Origin of the sequence: Rhizobium sp. BK316 (assembly GCF_014193695.1) — a bacterium.
Classification (GTDB): Bacteria; Pseudomonadota; Alphaproteobacteria; order Rhizobiales; family Rhizobiaceae; genus Rhizobium.
Map to the genome: position 1 here is coordinate 47,606 of NZ_JACHZR010000003.1, position 16,023 is coordinate 63,628.

Here is a 16,023-nt window from a genome sequence, read left to right on the forward strand (position 1 = left end):
GGTGCAATGATGTCTCTCGATCCAGCGGCCATTGAAATCCTGAAGGGCGTCTCCACCGCGACGTTGACGACCGTGCTTCTGAAAAAGGGGCTCAGGAATATCTGGATGCGCGGCACCAAGCCGTTGAAGCCTGGTCAGGAACGGGTGGTCGGTCCCGCCTTCACGCTGCGTTTCGTGCCGGCGCGTGAGGATCTGGCAACGCCCGAAAGCTGGGCTTCGCCGATTTCCACGCGCGCGGCAATCGAGGACATGCCGGAGGGCTGTATTGCCGTTGTCGATGCGATGGGCGTGCAGGATGCCGGTATATTCGGCGATATCCTCTGTGCCCGGATGATGAAGCGTAAGGTGGCCGCCTTGATCAGTGATGGTGTCGTGCGTGATCTCGAAGGCGTACTTGGCAGCGGCTTGCCTGTCTGGTGCGACGGCATGGCCGCGCCGCCTTCCATCGCCGGGCTGACCTTCGTGGGCTGGCAGCAGCCGATCGCCTGCGGCGGTGTCGCGGTTTTCCCCGGCGATATCGTCGTCGCCGACAAGGATGGCGCCGTGCTCATCCCGACCGCCCTGCTCGATGCCGTGCTTGCCGAAGCGCCGGAGCAGGAGCGCATGGAAGGCTGGATCATGACCGAAATCGACCGGGGCGTACCGCTTCCCGGTCTCTATCCCATGAATGCGGAAACGAAGGCGCGCTATCAGGCGTGGAAGGATGCACAATGAGCTTCGGAATTGACGCGAAGGGCGTCTATGCAATCGCAACCACGCCATTCCTGCCTGATGGTGCCTTGGACACGCCATCGATCGACCGGCTGACTGATTTCTATCAGGATAGCGGCGTCACCGGCATGACGATCCTCGGCATCATGGGCGAAGCGCCGAAGCTGGAGCCTGCGGAATCGCGGGCGATCATCCGCCAGGTCGTCGGCCGCTCAAAGGTGCCCGTTGTCGTCGGTGTCTCTGCACCCGGCTTAGCGGCGATGCGCTCGCTCGCCCGCGATGCGATGGACATGGGGGCTGCCGGCGTCATGATCGCGCCGACGCCGGCGCTGCGCACCGACGAGCAGATCGTTCAGTATTTCGCGCAGGCCGTCGAGGCAGTCGGCACGGATGTTCCCTTCGTGCTGCAGGATTATCCGCTGACGCTGACGGTCGTCATGTCGGCCAGCGTCATTGCCAAGATCATCTCCGATCATCCTTCCTGCGTCATGCTCAAGCATGAGGACTGGCCGGGGCTGGAGAAGATTTCGAAGCTGCGCGCCATGCAGAAAGCCGGCGATTTGCGTCCCTTCTCGATCCTTTGCGGCAATGGCGGCATGTTCCTCGATTTCGAACCGGAGCGCGGCGCAGACGGCGCCATGACCGGCTACGGTTTTCCCGACATGCTGGTCGAGTTGGTCGGCCTCTTCGCTGCCGGCAAACGCGACAAAGCGCATGATCTCTTCGACGCGCATCTGCCGCTGATCCGTTATGAGCAGCAGCTCGGCGTCGGTCTCGCCGTCCGCAAGCATGTTCTCATGCGCCGGGGTGTCATCACCTCGGATGCGCAGCGCAAACCAGGAAGCGCACTCAGCGCCACGGCGCGCGCCGAGGTCGATTATCTGCTGCGCCGTCTCGCGCGGCATGATCCGCGCGCACCCGTCTGACGAACATGGCTCCTCGCGGTCGAGCGGAGAGCCATTCGTGTTCAGAATGCGGGGTCGGTTTCCGTTCCGAGCAGTGCGGCAATGATGTTGTCTGCCGTCTGAAGCCCTGTCCGCTCGACAGCCGCAACCGTCTGTGAAGCGATGTGCGGCGTCAGGATGACGTTAGGCGCTTTCAGCAGCGGATTTTCCGGATTGATCGGCTCTTCCGAGAACGCGTCGAAAGCAGCGCCCGCAAGTTTGCCGGAATGCAGTGCTGCGGCAACGGCTGCCTCATCCACCAATGCGCCGCGGGCAGTATTGATAAGCAGCGCGCCGGCTTTCATTCGGCCGATCGCTGTTGCGTCGATGAGGCCCGATGTTTCCGGCGTTGCGGGGCAATGGAGACTGACGATATCGGCCGTTTGCAGGAACTCCTCGAAGGCAACAGCAGTGACGGGAAGCCCTTCCGTTCGCGGTGTGCCGCCCGGCCTTGCGGCGATCACCTTCATGCCCAGCGCATGGGCCATTGTCGCAAGCCGTCCGCCGATAAGGCCGACGCCAATGATGCCGAGTGTTCTGCTCGCAAGTTCGCGGCCCTGATATCCGCCGCGATCCCAATGGCCGCTCCGCATGCGATCGGTCAGCCGGGGTAAGTCGCGGCCCAGAGCCATGATCATCGAGAGCGCCAGTTCCGCGACCGCACCGGCGCCGGCCTCCCCGGCGGTGGTGACGGCGACACCGGCATCGCGGGCGGCTTGCAGGTCGACGCTGTCGACGCCGGCGCCGTGCTTGGCGATGATCTTTAGAGACGTCGCCGCTTCGATGAGTCGGCGCGTGATCGGCGGATTGCCGCGCAGCAGGATTGCGTGGATTGGTCCCTTGCTGACGGCTTCGAGCAGAGCCTGCTCGTCCGGCGCCGCATTGGTGAAATCAAGTGAGATGCCAGCCAGTTCCAATCTTTCGCAAGCAGGCTTCGCCAGCGCATTACTCGTTACGAGCACGCGGTATTCTTCTTGGCTCATATGCACTTTCCCTGAGAGTCAGATGCTGCAAGCATATTGCGTTGCGTTGCTTGCCGGAAGTCCGGAAAGCATGGTTTGCGGGCAAGGGGCTCCGAAGGGTGACGCTAATATCAATCCAGCCCTATCGAATGCTCCCTCAGCAGGGCCAGAAATTCGGCTTGAAGGGCTGTCGGCAGCCAGTGACGGCGCAATGTAACGCCGACGGGGCGACGGGAATCCGGCAGCGGATGATCGATCACGGAGAGGAAACCTGCCTCCAGCTCATAACGGATCTGATGGCGGGAGAGCAGGGCAAGGTGATTGGATTTCAGGAGCAGGCCTCTGATCGCGTTGAGCGAGCCGGTTTCGACGCTCTGGCGTACAGGTTTGCCCGCGGGAAAGGTTGCAGCCATGGCGTTGAAGGTCTCACGCGAAGGCGTGTCGCGCCGGGCGACGATCCAGGGGTAGTCTGCGAGATCGTCCGGCGCGATCTCTCGATGCCGTTTCAGCGGATGGTCGACACGTCCGACAATGCTAAGCTCGAAATCGAAGAGCGGCTCCTGATGCACGGTTTTGGAGACAAGATTCCTGCGCAGTGCACCGACGAGGATATCGATACGGCCACGCTCGAGATTGTCGACCAGCACTTCATAGCTGCCTTCCATGATTTCGAAGCGCGCATGCGGATAGCGGCTGGCGAGAACGGCGATCACGTCGGGCACGAGGAACGTGCGCGTCAGCGGGAGGGTGCCGATCGAAATACGACCGGCATAGTGGTTGCGAGCCTCCAAGAGTTCGTCGCGCAGGCTTTCGAATTCGGAAAGTGCCAGGCCGAACCAGCGGGCGGCGGAAAGACCCATGGTGGTCAGACGAACATTCCTGCCGGAATTTTCGAAGAGGGAAATGCCCATCATGGCTTCGGCTTCGCGGGCGGCGCGCTGTACAGCTGGTTCTGATAGTGACAGCATTCGGGCTGCGGCGCTGAAGCTGCTATGCTCGGCAAAACCCGTGATGGCATGAAGGTGCGGCCACGTCAGACGCGTCTCGATGACGCCGATTGCCGCTTTTGCTATCGGCGCGCAGGCTTGGCGGATGAGATCACAGAGGCGGCCGAACCGCTTCAGGGCGATTTTCCCTTCCGCCGTCAACGCCATGGTATCACGTTCGATAAGAGTTGCGTTGAGCAACTCCTCCAGTCGCCGAAGGGCCTGCGAGGCTGCCGGCTGGGTGATGCCGAGGGTGGTTGCGGCCGAAGTCAGCGAGCCGGTCTCGGCGCAGGCGACGAATAGCCTGATATGGCGCAGATTTGGGTGGATTGGCGTCGGCATGGCTCTTCCTGAAAGCCCGCTGCCGGGCCGCATCAGGGTAGCGCGATAGGTGTTTCGACGGAACGGTGTTTGTTCATCCAGTCCGTTGCCACCTGAATGCCGCCGAGCGGGAAGATGTGTAACTGGCTGATGAGGCTTCCAGGCCTTCTTGTCTTGTGATCGGCAAGGGCAGCGATGAGTTCCGTTGGCTCATAGGGGAGCAGCAGCTTGGTTATGTCCATGGCGCGCTTTTGCAGCACCTTCATGGATGGACCGATGCCGCAGGAGATCGCATATTTTAGCAACGTTTGCAGCTTTGCCGGGCCTGCGATGCCGACATGGATGGGCATTGTGACACCGGCCTCCTGAATGCGCTCCGCCCAGTCAATGACAGGTTGGGCGTCGAAGGTGAACTGGGTGGTGAGCGCGAGTTTCGCATTGGTTCGCGAGGCAAAATCCTGTTTCCAGAGCAGTGCCCGATCGGCAAGGGCAGTCGATCCATCGGGATCGACATCGCGGCTGCCCTCCGGATGCCCGGCGAAATGCAGATCGGTGAAGCCATGATGATCGAAAAGGCCGGTCTCGATCAATTGCATCGAGCTGTGAAAATCGCCTATGGGCCTTACCCTGCCGCCACCAAGCAGCAGCGCCTGACGGACATCGGCTTCGCTACGGTAGCGTTCGAGCCAGTCTGCCAGCGTGCGGCGATCCGGAACGCTGCGAGCCGGGATATGCGGCATGACCGGAAACCCCTGCGCATTCAGCCGCCGTGCCGTCGCCACCATGTCCTCGATCGGGGTGCCGTCGATGTGAGCGATATAGACACGTGTCCCGGTGGGCAGAAGCGCGCGGAAATCATCGATCTTGGCGGCCGTGCGCGGTATGACCTCGATCGTCCAACCCTCAATCATATCTGCGAATTCGGGCTCGGGATTGTCCTCCCTCGACTTGCCTGTGAAATTTAACAACGCCATTCCGTCGCTCCCTTTTGGCACTCCTCCATGCCTGTAAAATGTATACATCGAAAAGAAGAATTCAATCAAAATGAGTCACTTTCCGACGTAAAATGCTGAAATCTGGAGAATGCTTAAATAACCGGTATGCATCTCGATTGCTGAGAGATGTTGAACTGCTTGAAATCAGCCTGCACGTGAAAATTCTTGGCCGGCTACCGCTGAGGGTTTTGGCGGGCGTTCCTTCAGTTCGCCTCCGCGTGATCTGTAACCTCAGCTTATGACCCGTCAGAAGAACGAAATTGCCTGCTCCCGACGACATTCCTAGTGTTTTAAACGACAAGCGAACATGGAGGCGTTCGCCCCCCATGTGGAGGATCATCATGAGATTTTTGAAGGTCGGCGAGGCCGCTGCCGGGGGATCGGCGCATGACTGAACCCTGCTTCGACGTTGCCCATCTCGGGCATGTGGAACTCTACAGCGACCGTTTCGAGGAAAGCCTGGATTTCTTCACGCGGGTCTATGGGCTGACGCCGAGCCTGATCGAAGATGGCGTCGCCTATCTGCGCGCCTTCGACGATTACGAATTCCATACGCTGAAGCTGGTGCGCCACCACACGACCGGTGTCGGCCATGTCGGCTATCGCACCTCGTCTCCGGAAGCGCTGGAGCGGCGGGTGAAGGTGATCGAGGAGATGGGCTGCGGTATCGGCTGGGTGGAAGGCGATGTCGGACATGGGCGTGCCTATCGTTTCACCGATCCGGATGGCCATATTTTCGAGCTATATTACGATACGCACGTCTATGAAGCGCCCGAGGGCGAGCGTCCGGCGCTGAAGAATATCGCGCAGCGCTACCACGGCCGCGGCGCCTGCCCGCGCCGGCTCGATCACCTCAATCTGCTCGCAAGCGATGTGCGGGCTATCAGAGATTTCATGATCAAAGCACTCGGCAGCCGGGTGACGGAGCAGATCCTGCTCGACAATGGAAGGCTTGGCGGCTGCTGGTTCACGGTCAACAACAAGACCTACGACATCGCCTATTCCGAGGATCATACCGGTGCGAAGGGGCGCTTCCACCACGTCACCTATGCCGTCGACCAGCGTGAGGACATTCTGCGCGCGGCCGATATCTTCCTCGAGAATGGCGTCCATATCGAAACCGGGCCGCACAAGCACGCGATCCAGGGCACCTTCTTCCTCTATGTCTGGGAACCCTCGGGCAATCGCGTCGAGCTCGCTAATGCCGGGGCGCGGCTGATCCTGAGGCCCGATTGGCTGACCGTCACCTGGACGGAGACGGAGCGCAGGAAGGGCCAGGCCTGGGGCCTGAAGACGATCGAGACATTTCACACGCATGGTACGCCCCCCGTGGCGAGGAAGGACTAGTTCATGGCAAAGACGGCCTTGGTCATCAGCGCCCATTCGGCAGATTTCGTCTGGCGCTGCGGCGGCGCGATCGCGCTGCATCAGGAAAAGGGTTACGAGGTCACCGTTCTCTGCCTGTCCTATGGCGAGCGCGGGGAGAGCGCCAAGCTCTGGAAGAATGCCGGGATGACGCTGGAGAAGGTGAAGGCCGCGCGGCGCGTCGAGGCCGAAAATGCTGCCAAGGCACTTGGAGCGCACGACATCCAGTTCTTCGATCTCGGCGATTATCCGCTGGCCGTGGATCAGGAGGCAAAATTCCGGCTGGTCGATGTGATCCGCGCCGTGCAGCCGGAATTCATGCTCAGCCATTCCAAATGGGATCCCTATAATACCGACCATATGTATGCGACGCAGGTGGCGCTCGAAGCACGAATGATTGCGCAGGCATGGGGTCATAATCCCGGCGAGAAGATCCTGGGTGCGCCGCAGCTCTATCTGTTCGAGCCGCACCAGACCGAACAGATGGAATGGAAGCCTGACGTCTTCCTCGATATCTCGCCCGTCTGGGAGAAGAAGTGGGCGGCAATCCAGTGCATGGAGGGGCAGGAACACCTCTGGCATTATTACAAGAACGTCGCCGAAAATCGCGGCAACCACTTCATGCGCAATTCCGGCGGGCAGTCCGGAGGCCGCAAGTCGACACATGCGGAGGGTTTCCAGTCCGTCTTCCCGCGCACTGTGGATGAACTCTGATGGGCGTCGTCGTTCAAAACATCGCACGGGCGGAGCAGTCCGTCATCGATCGCCTCGCTGCCTGCGGAGTGGCGACCGTGCATGAGGCGCAAGGTCGCAAGGGCCTGCTTGCGAGCTACATGCGGCCGATCTATCCGGGCGCGAGGATTGCGGCCAGCGCCGTCACCATTTCTGCCCCTCCGGGTGACAACTGGATGCTGCATGTGGCGATCGAGCAGACCAAGGCAGGCGATATCCTGCTGCTTGCGCCAACCAGTCCCTGCGAGGACGGTTATTTCGGTGATCTACTGGCGGCGTCTGCCATGGCGCGGGGCTGCCGCGGGCTCGTCATCGATGCCGGCGTGCGCGACGTCGCCGATCTCAAGGCAATGAATTTTCCTGTCTGGTCGAAGGCGATCTTCGCGCAGGGCACCGTCAAGGAAACGCTGGGATCGGTCAATATTCCCGTCGTCTGTGCCGGTGCACTGGTCAATCCGGGCGACGTTGTCGTTGCTGATGATGATGGGGTCTGTGTCGTGCGCCGGGAAGAGGCGGCCGAGGTCGCCGGCAAGGCCGAACAGCGCGTTGCGGCGGAGGAAGACAAGCGCCGGCGGCTTGCTGCAGGGGAACTCGGGCTCGACATCTACAAGATGCGCGAGCGGCTCGCTGAGAAGGGGCTGAAATATGTCTGACACCATTCCGCAACAGGGCGTACGCTGCATGTGGATGCGCGGCGGCACGTCTAAGGGCGGCTATTTCCTGGCGGAGGATCTGCCCGAAGATCGCGATGGCTTTCTCCTTCGCGTCATGGGGTCGCCCGATCCGCGGCAGATCGATGGCATGGGAGGCGCGGACCCGCTGACCTCAAAGGTGGCCGTCGTGAAGCGCTCGGAACGACCCGGCGTCGATATCGACTATCTCTTCCTGCAGGTCTTCGTTGATGAGCCAATCGTCACCGATGCGCAGAACTGTGGCAATATCCTTGCCGGTGTCGGGCCTTTTGCCATCGAGCGCGGCCTGATCGAGGCCGAGGACGGGCAGACGGACGTTCGCATCTTCATGGAGAATACCGGGCAGGTGGCCACCGCGAAGATCGCCACACCGGATCGTCGCGTGACCTATGCGGGCGACGCCCGTATCGACGGCGTGCCGGGCACGGCAGCCGCTGTGCCGATTAACTTCGCAGATACGGCGGGTTCGAGTTGCGGCGCGCTGCTGCCGACCGGCCGTGCGGTCGATGTCATAGAGGGCATCGCTTGCACGCTGATCGACAACGGCATGCCCTGCGTCGTCATGCTGGCCAGCGATCTCGGCATCGAGGGGACGGAGATGCCTGATGAACTCGAAGCCGATCTGGAGCTACGGGCGAAGCTTGAGGCGATCCGGCTGAAGGCGGGGCCGATGATGAATCTCGGCGACGTCGCGAAGAAATCGGTGCCGAAGATGACGATGGTTTCGCGGCCAAGAGCCGGTGGCGCGATTTCGACGCGTACCTTCATTCCGCATCGTTGCCATGATGCGATCGGCGTGCTCGGTGCCGTCAGTGTGGCGACGGCCTGCCTGCTGCCGGAAGGGCCGGCGGCAGATCTCGCCATCGTGCCCGATGGTGACGAAAAGCTGCTCTCAGTCGAACATCCGACCGGCGAGATGAGCGTGATTGCAACTGTCAGGGTTGGTGTCGTGACCGATGCCGCCGTGCTGCGCACCGCTCGCAAGCTCTTCGATGGATATGTCTTTGCATGAACACAGCGATACTTCGAGCGCAGCATGATCCTTATATTTGGAGGATGACATGAAGATCGGGTTTCTGGGCTACGGCGAAGCGGCGAGGGCCTTTCATGAAGGGCTCAGCGGATCGGGTTCGAGCTTCATTGCCTATGACATCTTGCTTGCCTCAGACGGCAGTACGGTGCGGGAAGCAATGCATGCCCGTGGTGCTGAGATTTCCGAGACCATTGTGGGACTTTCGGATGCAGACTGGGTATTCAGCGCCGTCACCGCCGATCAGAGCCTGCTTGCCGTTGAACCGCTCGTGCCGCATCTGCGTCAGGGGCAGGTGGTGATCGATATCAATTCTGTCTCTCCGGGGCGAAAGCGGGAGACGGCTGCCGCCGTGGAAGCGGCTGGCGGCGATTATCTCGATATGGCCGTCATGGCGCCGGTTCATCCGCGCAAGCATCAGACGCCAGTGCTGCTTGCCGGTGCGCCGGCCGAAAGGTTATTGCCGGAACTTCTCCGCCTCGGTTTTTCTGCCGAGATTGCGAGTATAGCGCCCGGTGCCGCGACAGCGATCAAGATGGTGCGTTCCCTGTTCGTGAAAGGGCTGGAGGCGATCACGGTCGAGGCCTTGCTCGCGGCAAAGGCATCCGGCTGCTATGAGGAAATCCTCTCCTCGCTTTCGGGTTCCTTCCCCGGCCTCAACTGGCCGCAATTTGCCGAATACCAGATGGAGCGCACGACGCGGCATGGCCGGCGGCGGGCGGCCGAGATGCGGGAGAGTGCCGCAACGCTGGATGCGCTCGGGCTCCGCGGCGGCTTGGCGGCGGAGATCGCCGAAGTGCAGGAGCGCATGGGCGCCTGCGGCGTTGGGCAGGCAGACGGATTGGAAGAAACTGTCGGACGCGTGCTGGAGATACGGCTGAAACCGCAGAAGAGTTGAGCAAGCAAGGATCCGTCGCGGCCTGGATGAGGGGGCCGTGGCTTGCAAGCGACCGTCCCTCTCGTTCCGGTCGTTCCCTCTCTTGCTTCGCCGGCCCCCTCATCGCCCCTCTCCGGCGCACTCCTCCCGCTGGTGGCGGAACTGAAATCTATGTCCTTGGTGTCATCGGATCGCTGATGCGTCCAGCCTGGAATGTCGCAGGCAGTGGCGTCAGTTCGATCTTTGCCACGATGCCTGCCTTGTTGAAAGGGTCTCCTTCCGCAAAGGCTTTCGCCTCAGTGATACCGGGTGTTTCCAATATGCCGAAATTGCCGACCAAGGCTCCGCTCTCGTCCTGCAGCGCAGAGCCGATCAGCACCGTCGCAAGGCCTTCGCCGCCTGACTGCACCCAGGCGCGATGGGCCGGCCGGTGCAGGTCGCGGGCAGTCTCCTGCCCAGCATGATGCAGGCAGCGCATGAGGAAGAAGGCGGGCATCAGGCGGCGTTTTCGAGAACGACCATGCCGGCGCCGGTCATGGAGGCCGGGGCATGGTAGTGCTTGTGGATGAGGTTCACCCGCTCGTTCATGGCGGCGCGCATGACCAGCCACATGATGAGTTCGGCGCCCTCGGAGCCAAACTGCTCCACATAATCCTCACGGCTCATGGCGCGGTAGGGCTCCGGATTGGCGGCAATGCCATCCAGCCAGGCGCGATCGGCTGTCTGGTTGATGAAGCCGGCGCGGGCGCCCTGAAGCTGGTGCGAGAGGCCGCCGGTGCCGAGGATGACGACGCGCTCGTTCCCCGGCCAGCTTTCAATCGCCTCGCGCAGTACCTTGCCCATTTCCCAGCAGCGCTGCGGTGTGGGGATGGGATACTGGATCGTATTCACCCAGATCGGCAGAACCTTGACCGGCCAGCGCTCAGGCCGGCCGAAGAAGAGTTCCATCGGCACCTGCAGGCCGTGATCGACCTCAATTTCGCGGCAGACCAGAGGATCGAAATGGCGTTCGACCAGTCTATCGACGAAGTGCCAGGAGAAATCGACGGCACCTTCGAAGGCTGGAATGGGCCTCGGTCCCCAGCCTTCATCGACCGGCTGATAAGTTTCCGCCACGCCGACGGCGAAGGTCGGCACGCGGTCGAGGAAGAAGCTGTTGCCATGATCGTTGAAGACGACGACGGCGATATCGGGCCGCACCTCACGCACCCACTGCTTGCCGGCTTCGTAGCCATCGAAGAAAGGCTTCCAGTCCGGCGTGTCGCGCAGGCCCTTGTCGAGGGCTGCGCCGATCGAGGGGACGTGGCTCGTTCCGAGACCGCCGATGATCTTAGCCATTTTTCTTCTTCCCCAGTCTTTCGTAGAGAAAACCCTCATGTGACATGCCGGCCTGCGCCGCACCGATCTCAGTGATCGGCGTCGGGTCGACAGCGGCGATCTTGAGGATGAAGAACAGGTTGCCGCCGAGGCGCACCATCTCGTGCCAATCACGGCTCTTGACTGCAGCCTTCTCCTCATCGCTCAGGCCGAACCGAGCGAGATAGGTGTCCTCATCCGCCTTGAAGGCTTCGCGGTTCTCCGGCTGGCCGAGCGCCATCGCCATCTTGTTGAGCCGGTAGCCGCGGATCGAGCCGGCCCGGTCGAAGAGTGGCGTATCGGGAATGGTCGCTGTCTTCTCAGGCATCAATTCCTCCAAATCTACGGGTCAGCCAATCGATGATCGCGGCAGTCACTTCAGCCGGGCGCTCCACAGGGGCGAAATGGCCGGCATCTTCGATGATGACCAGTTCCGTATCCGGCGCCGCATCGGCAATTTCCTGATGCTGGACGATCGGGCTCCAGCCATCGTGGCGCGCGGCGACAAGCAGGATGGGACAGCCGAGCTCGGCCATATAGGCGCTGGCATTCGGCCGGTTGATCAGCGCACGGATCTGCCGCTCATGCACATCGGGGCCGGCCCGCAGCACCATGGCGCGCAGATTGCCGACCAGGTCCGCATCCGTAAGGCGGGCGGGATTGAGCATAGGCGGCAGCCACTGGTCAGCCAGTTCTTCCATGCTGTGATGACCGAGATCGATCATCTGCTGGCGCCTGATTTCCTCGCCATCGCGTTTCGGGTGGTGGCCGGTATTGGCGAGCACCAGCCCGCTGACGCGATTCGGTGCGATGCGCGCCATTTCCATCGCGACGCGCCCACCCATGGAATGGCCGACAACAATAAGGTCACCTTCGGTGGCCGCGAGAACGCTCTCCGCCATGCCTGATATCGAAGAACTGTGGGACACATCGGCCGCATGCACAGGCATACGGTGCGTGACAACTCCGGCAAGCGGTGCCCAGACGATGCTGTCGGACACGAGCCCTGGAATGAGCGCGAGCGTTGTCATCGATTTTCCTCCTGCAAAACAGACACCATAAATGTATACATTATGTCAAGTGATTGGCGAATTTAGTTCGATAATCGCCATTTTTTGAGGAAAGGCAGCGCTATTATGCATACAGATCCATGCTAAGGTATTGGCTTCGGGATGGGGTTTTGTATGCGTTCGCGCTGTTGTATACATTCTAGCCGGGATTGGAGGCGCCGATGAAGCAGAGTGAAGCCGCAACGCATGGTCGTCGCGCCGTTATCGAGTTGCGGGAAAAGATTTTGAGCGGCGAATTGCAGGGGGGCACGCGGCTGTTCGAAGTGCCATTGGCGGAGGCGCTGGATATTTCGCGCACGCCGGTGCGCGAGGCGATGTCGCGGCTGACGGAGGAGGGGCTTCTGGATCGCCTGCCGAATGGTGGCTTCGTGGTTCGCCGTTTCGGCTTTGCCGACGTGGTCGATTCCATCGAGGTGCGCGGCGTCATGGAGGGCATGGCAGCAAGGCTCGCTGCAGAGCGCGGTGCCGCGCCCGAAGCGCTCGACGAGATCAAGCATACGGTGATCAAGCTCGACGCCTGTTTCGGCGAGCAACTCGACGATGTCGATTTCGACGCCTATTCCGACCTGAATGAGAAATTTCATCACCAGCTTGCGGCGCTCGCCGGCAGCGAGATCATCCGCCGCGAGGTGGAACGGGCGAGTTCGCTGCCCTTTGCCTCACCCTCCGCCTTCCTGCCCGACAAGGCTGACATTGCTACCTTCCGCCGTTCGCTCCGATCCGCGCAGGACCAGCACAGGGCGCTCGTCAGCGCGATCGAAGCACGCGAAGGCAGTCGCGCGGAAGCGATCGCCAGGGAGCATGCGCGCACGGCGCGACGTAATCTTGAATACATTCTGGCGGAGGATCCAACCCTGATCGAGCAGATCAGGGGGCTTGCGCTCATTCACCGGTAGTCGGGTAAATCCAGCTTCGAGAGGGCGGTCTGGGGCCGCCCTTTTGCGTTTCTGCCGCATCGAATACCGTGCTGTCAGAAGAAAATAGGCTTGCAATCTGATCGCATTGGGCATTTCATGTATACATTATCGCATGTCAATGGGAGGACATCAGGTGGCGAGATCGAACCTATCCGAAGTTTTGAAGTCGGCCGGCAATACGGTGGAGCTGCTGCGCAACTCCAAGGTCGGCATGTATGTATACCCGGTCGTGGCGGCCGAGTTCTCCAACTGGCGTTCGGAGCAGGCCGCGTGGCGCAACTCCGCCGTCCTCTTCGACCAGTCGCACCATATGGACGAGTTGACAGTCGAAGGCCCCGATGCGGAGACGTTCCTGGCCTATCACGGCATCAACTCCTTCTCGAATTTCGATACGAACCGTGCCAAGCATTTCGTGCCGGTCACGCCGGCCGGTCATGTGATTGGCGACCAGATCATCTTCCGCGAACGCGAGGACAAGTTCATCCTCGTCGGCCGCTCGCCGACTTCCAACTGGCTGATGTTCTGTGCAGCATACGGCAAGTGGAATGTGCGCCTGAAATATGATCCGCGCTCGCCTTCGCGACCGGAAGGCGAACGTGTGCTACGTACGCATTACCGCTACCAGATCCAGGGACCGGATGCTCCCAAGATATTCGAGAGGATGAATGGTGGGCCGATCCCTGACATCAAGTTCTTCCATGTCGACAAGATCAAGCTCGGCTCGAAGACGGTGAATGCGCTGCGCCACGGCATGTCCGGTGCGCCGGGCCTGGAAATCTGGGGTCCTTACGAAGACAAGGCCTATATCCAGTCGGTGATCCTGGAATCGGCAAAGGCGGCGGGCGTCGATCTCGTGCGTTGCGGCAGCCGTGCCTACTCTACCAACACGCTGGAATCCGGTTGGATCCCGTCGCCGCTGCCGGGCATCTATACGGGTGATGGCATGCTGGCAGCCTATCGCGACTGGCTCGGCGCCGACAGCTATGAGGCGACGGGTGCGATCGGTGGCAGTTTCGTTTCCAGCAATATCGAGGACTATTACGTCACTCCGTTCGAGCTCGGCTACGACTTCTACATCGGCTGGAAGAAGGACGACTTCATCGGTAAATCCGCACTTGAAAAACTGAAGGGCCAGACGAGCCGCAAGAAGGTGACCTTCGAATGGAATGCCGAAGATGTCGTCAACGTCATCGCCTCGGCTTTCCGTCCGGGTGAGGATCATTTCAAGTGGATCGATTTCCCGCAGCCGAACTATGCCTCGACTAGTGCCGACAAGATCATGCGCGACGGCAAGATGGTCGGCATGTCGATGTTCAACGGCTACAGTTACAATGAGCGCTGCATGCTCTCGCTCGGCATCGTCGATGCCGATGTCGAGGTTGGCGACGTGCTGACCCTCGTCTGGGGCGAACCCGATGGCGGCTCCGGCAAGACCTCGGTCGAACCGCACAAGCAGGCGGAAATCCGTGTGCGCGTGTCGCCCACGCCCTATTCCCGTGAAGCTCGCGAGAATTACGCCGACAGCTGGCGTAGCAAGAAGAGCTGAGGTTCGACACCACCATCCACGGTGTTCACGACGGCGCTCGGGAGGGCGCCGTTTTTTATGGTTTCCTCCGGTCGCCCTGCCTCTAGCCGTCCACGCGTGGCGGCGCTAAAAACAGCCACACTTCCCAATGGGCGATCACTCCGATGTCACAATGACAAAGCAGATATGCCCTCTGAAAATCGAATCGAACAAGGATGACAGCAGTGGCACAGGCCCAGCCGCATGAGCGAATTCAGTATGTCGTCGAGGGTGGGCACCGTCTTGCCGGCGAGATCCAACCGAGCGGCAACAAGAACGCCGCCCTGCCGATCATTGCTGCCTCCTTGCTGACCGACAAGCTGGTACATCTGACCAATGTGCCGCGTATCCGTGATGTCGAAGCACTTGTCGAACTGATCCAGTCCGTCGGCGCCAAGGCACGCTGGCTCGGTCGCAACGAACTCGAAATCGAGGCGAGCGATCTCAAGCCGGCCGATCTCGATCCCGGCCTTTGCGCCCGCATCCGCGCATCCATCCTGCTGGCCGGCCCGATGTTGGCGCGCTGCGGCGAAATCACGCTGCCGCCGCCGGGCGGCGACGTTATCGGCCGCCGCCGCGTCGACACGCACTTTTTGGCGCTCGAACAGCTCGGGGCCGAGATCAACGTCAATGGCTCCTACAATTTCCGCGCCGAGCGGTTACGGGGCGCTGACGTGTTCCTCGACGAACCCTCCGTCACGGCGACGGAAAATGCGCTCTGTGCGGCTGTTGCGGCCGAAGGCAAGACGATCCTGCGCAATTGCGCATCCGAGCCGCATGTCCAGGATCTCGCGCATTTCCTCATCGCCATGGGTGCGAAGATCGATGGCATTGGCACCAATACGATGACCATTTATGGCGGCCAACCGCTTGGTGGCGCGGTGCATCGGATCGGTCCCGACCATAACGAGATCGGCTCGCTGATCGGCCTTGCTGCCGTCACGGGTTCCGAGATCATCATCCGTCGGGCGGGCGTCGAGCATCTGCGCTCGACGCTGATGACCTTCGAGCGTCTTGGCATTCGCTGCCGCATCGAGGGCGACGATCTCGTGGTGCCGGCGGGGCAGGAGATGAAAATCCAGCCGGATTTCGGCGGCCATATTCCGAAGATCGAAGACCAGCCTTGGCCGGCTTTCCCGGCCGATACGATGTCGATTGCCATCGTCACTGCCTCACAATGCGAAGGCGTGGTGCTGATGTTCGAGAAGATGTTCGAAAGCAGGATGTTCTTCGTCGACAAGCTGATCGCCATGGGCGCGCGCATCGTGCTCTGCGATCCGCATCGCGCGATCGTCGCCGGTCCTTCTAAGCTGCGGGCCGCGCAGGTGGAAAGCCCTGATATCCGCGCCGGCATGGCGATGCTGATCGCCGCCATGTGCGCCGAGGGCACCAGCGTCATCAACAATGCCCAGCAGATCGAACGCGGCTATGAGCGGATCGAGGAACGCCTGAACGCGCTCGGTGCGCGGATCACCCGCGTGCCGCCGCGTGAAGCTTAATC

At 61.2% G+C, this 16,023-nt stretch carries 17 protein-coding genes; 10 read left to right on the forward strand and 7 right to left on the reverse strand.

All coding sequences use genetic code 11. From position 1 onward, the window contains the following. Positions 1-9: 9 nt before the first annotated feature. Both FHT87_RS14290 and FHT87_RS14295 read left to right on the forward strand, forming a co-directional pair. Positions 10-714, forward strand: coding sequence for a ribonuclease activity regulator RraA (locus tag FHT87_RS14290; RefSeq protein ID WP_183803974.1), 705 nt, complete (start codon positions 10-12; stop codon positions 712-714). Then, positions 711-1,637, forward strand: coding sequence for a dihydrodipicolinate synthase family protein (locus FHT87_RS14295; protein ID WP_183802789.1), 927 nt, complete (start codon positions 711-713; stop codon positions 1,635-1,637). The genes FHT87_RS14290 and FHT87_RS14295 overlap by 4 nt, the downstream gene beginning before the upstream one ends. A gap of 41 nt (positions 1,638-1,678) precedes the next feature. Here FHT87_RS14295 and FHT87_RS14300 read toward each other — a convergent pair whose 3' ends face one another. The 3 genes from FHT87_RS14300 to FHT87_RS14310 all read right to left on the reverse strand — a co-directional run bounded on the left by FHT87_RS14300 (position 1,679) and on the right by FHT87_RS14310 (position 4,898). Further along, positions 1,679-2,638 carry an NAD(P)-dependent oxidoreductase gene (locus FHT87_RS14300; protein ID WP_183732584.1) on the reverse strand — a complete coding sequence of 320 codons (960 nt, stop codon included), beginning with the start codon at positions 2,636-2,638 and terminating at the stop codon, positions 1,679-1,681. A 110-nt stretch (positions 2,639-2,748) separates the two neighbouring features. Continuing rightward, complete coding sequence (locus FHT87_RS14305) at positions 2,749-3,945, reverse strand: LysR substrate-binding domain-containing protein (protein ID WP_183802792.1); 1,197 nt, start codon at positions 3,943-3,945, stop codon at positions 2,749-2,751. A 32-nt stretch (positions 3,946-3,977) separates the two neighbouring features. After that, complete coding sequence (locus tag FHT87_RS14310) at positions 3,978-4,898, reverse strand: methylenetetrahydrofolate reductase (protein ID WP_183802795.1); 921 nt, start codon at positions 4,896-4,898, stop codon at positions 3,978-3,980. Between the two features lie 408 nt (positions 4,899-5,306). Between FHT87_RS14310 and FHT87_RS14315 the strand changes: the two genes are divergently transcribed. The 5 genes from FHT87_RS14315 to FHT87_RS14335 are packed head-to-tail and all read left to right on the forward strand — an operon-like array spanning position 5,307 to position 9,636. Next, on the forward strand, positions 5,307-6,266 hold the full coding sequence (locus FHT87_RS14315; protein ID WP_183802798.1) for a VOC family protein: 960 nt from the start codon (positions 5,307-5,309) through the stop codon (positions 6,264-6,266). A 3-nt stretch (positions 6,267-6,269) separates the two neighbouring features. Further along, positions 6,270-6,998 (forward strand): PIG-L deacetylase family protein, encoded by a 729-nt coding sequence (locus FHT87_RS14320; RefSeq protein ID WP_183732572.1) that lies wholly within the window; start codon positions 6,270-6,272, stop codon positions 6,996-6,998. Beyond that, the gene (locus FHT87_RS14325) at positions 6,998-7,669 is read left to right on the forward strand and encodes a 4-carboxy-4-hydroxy-2-oxoadipate aldolase/oxaloacetate decarboxylase (protein WP_210276779.1); all 672 of its coding nucleotides are present in this window, start codon (positions 6,998-7,000) and stop codon (positions 7,667-7,669) included. Before FHT87_RS14320 ends, FHT87_RS14325 begins: the two co-directional genes overlap by 1 nt. Positions 7,670-7,673: 4 nt before the next feature. After that, positions 7,674-8,720, forward strand: a complete 1,047-nt coding sequence (locus tag FHT87_RS14330; RefSeq protein WP_348649379.1) for a 4-oxalomesaconate tautomerase — start codon at positions 7,674-7,676, stop codon at positions 8,718-8,720. A 49-nt stretch (positions 8,721-8,769) separates the two neighbouring features. Further along, positions 8,770-9,636 carry a DUF1932 domain-containing protein gene (locus FHT87_RS14335; protein WP_183802804.1) on the forward strand — a complete coding sequence of 289 codons (867 nt, stop codon included), beginning with the start codon at positions 8,770-8,772 and terminating at the stop codon, positions 9,634-9,636. A gap of 148 nt (positions 9,637-9,784) precedes the next feature. On the opposite strand, the gene FHT87_RS14340 is transcribed toward FHT87_RS14335, so the two are convergent. From FHT87_RS14340 to FHT87_RS14355, 4 genes are read right to left on the reverse strand one after another with little or no spacing between them, the layout of a single operon-like run. Continuing rightward, the gene (locus FHT87_RS14340; protein WP_183732563.1) at positions 9,785-10,111 is read right to left on the reverse strand and encodes a YciI family protein; all 327 of its coding nucleotides are present in this window, start codon (positions 10,109-10,111) and stop codon (positions 9,785-9,787) included. Continuing rightward, positions 10,111-10,953 (reverse strand): class III extradiol dioxygenase family protein, encoded by an 843-nt coding sequence (locus tag FHT87_RS14345; RefSeq protein WP_183732560.1) that lies wholly within the window; start codon positions 10,951-10,953, stop codon positions 10,111-10,113. The genes FHT87_RS14340 and FHT87_RS14345 overlap by 1 nt, the downstream gene beginning before the upstream one ends. Next, entirely contained in the window at positions 10,946-11,299 is a 354-nt protein-coding gene (locus FHT87_RS14350) for an extradiol ring-cleavage dioxygenase (protein ID WP_183802807.1), read from the reverse strand. The genes FHT87_RS14345 and FHT87_RS14350 overlap by 8 nt, the downstream gene beginning before the upstream one ends. Beyond that, positions 11,292-12,002 carry an alpha/beta hydrolase gene (locus tag FHT87_RS14355; RefSeq protein ID WP_183732554.1) on the reverse strand — a complete coding sequence of 237 codons (711 nt, stop codon included), beginning with the start codon at positions 12,000-12,002 and terminating at the stop codon, positions 11,292-11,294. Before FHT87_RS14355 ends, FHT87_RS14350 begins: the two co-directional genes overlap by 8 nt. Before the next feature lie 200 nt (positions 12,003-12,202). Here FHT87_RS14355 and FHT87_RS14360 point away from each other — a divergent pair, with 200 nt between their 5' ends. The 3 genes from FHT87_RS14360 (at position 12,203) to murA (ending at position 16,021) form a co-directional block, all read left to right on the forward strand. Further along, positions 12,203-12,937 (forward strand): GntR family transcriptional regulator, encoded by a 735-nt coding sequence (locus FHT87_RS14360; RefSeq protein ID WP_183732551.1) that lies wholly within the window; start codon positions 12,203-12,205, stop codon positions 12,935-12,937. A gap of 154 nt (positions 12,938-13,091) precedes the next feature. Further along, the gene (locus FHT87_RS14365; protein ID WP_183732547.1) at positions 13,092-14,504 is read left to right on the forward strand and encodes an aminomethyltransferase family protein; all 1,413 of its coding nucleotides are present in this window, start codon (positions 13,092-13,094) and stop codon (positions 14,502-14,504) included. A gap of 194 nt (positions 14,505-14,698) precedes the next feature. After that, entirely contained in the window at positions 14,699-16,021 is a 1,323-nt protein-coding gene (gene murA / locus FHT87_RS14370) for a UDP-N-acetylglucosamine 1-carboxyvinyltransferase (protein WP_183732544.1), read from the forward strand. Positions 16,022-16,023 lie beyond the last annotated feature (2 nt).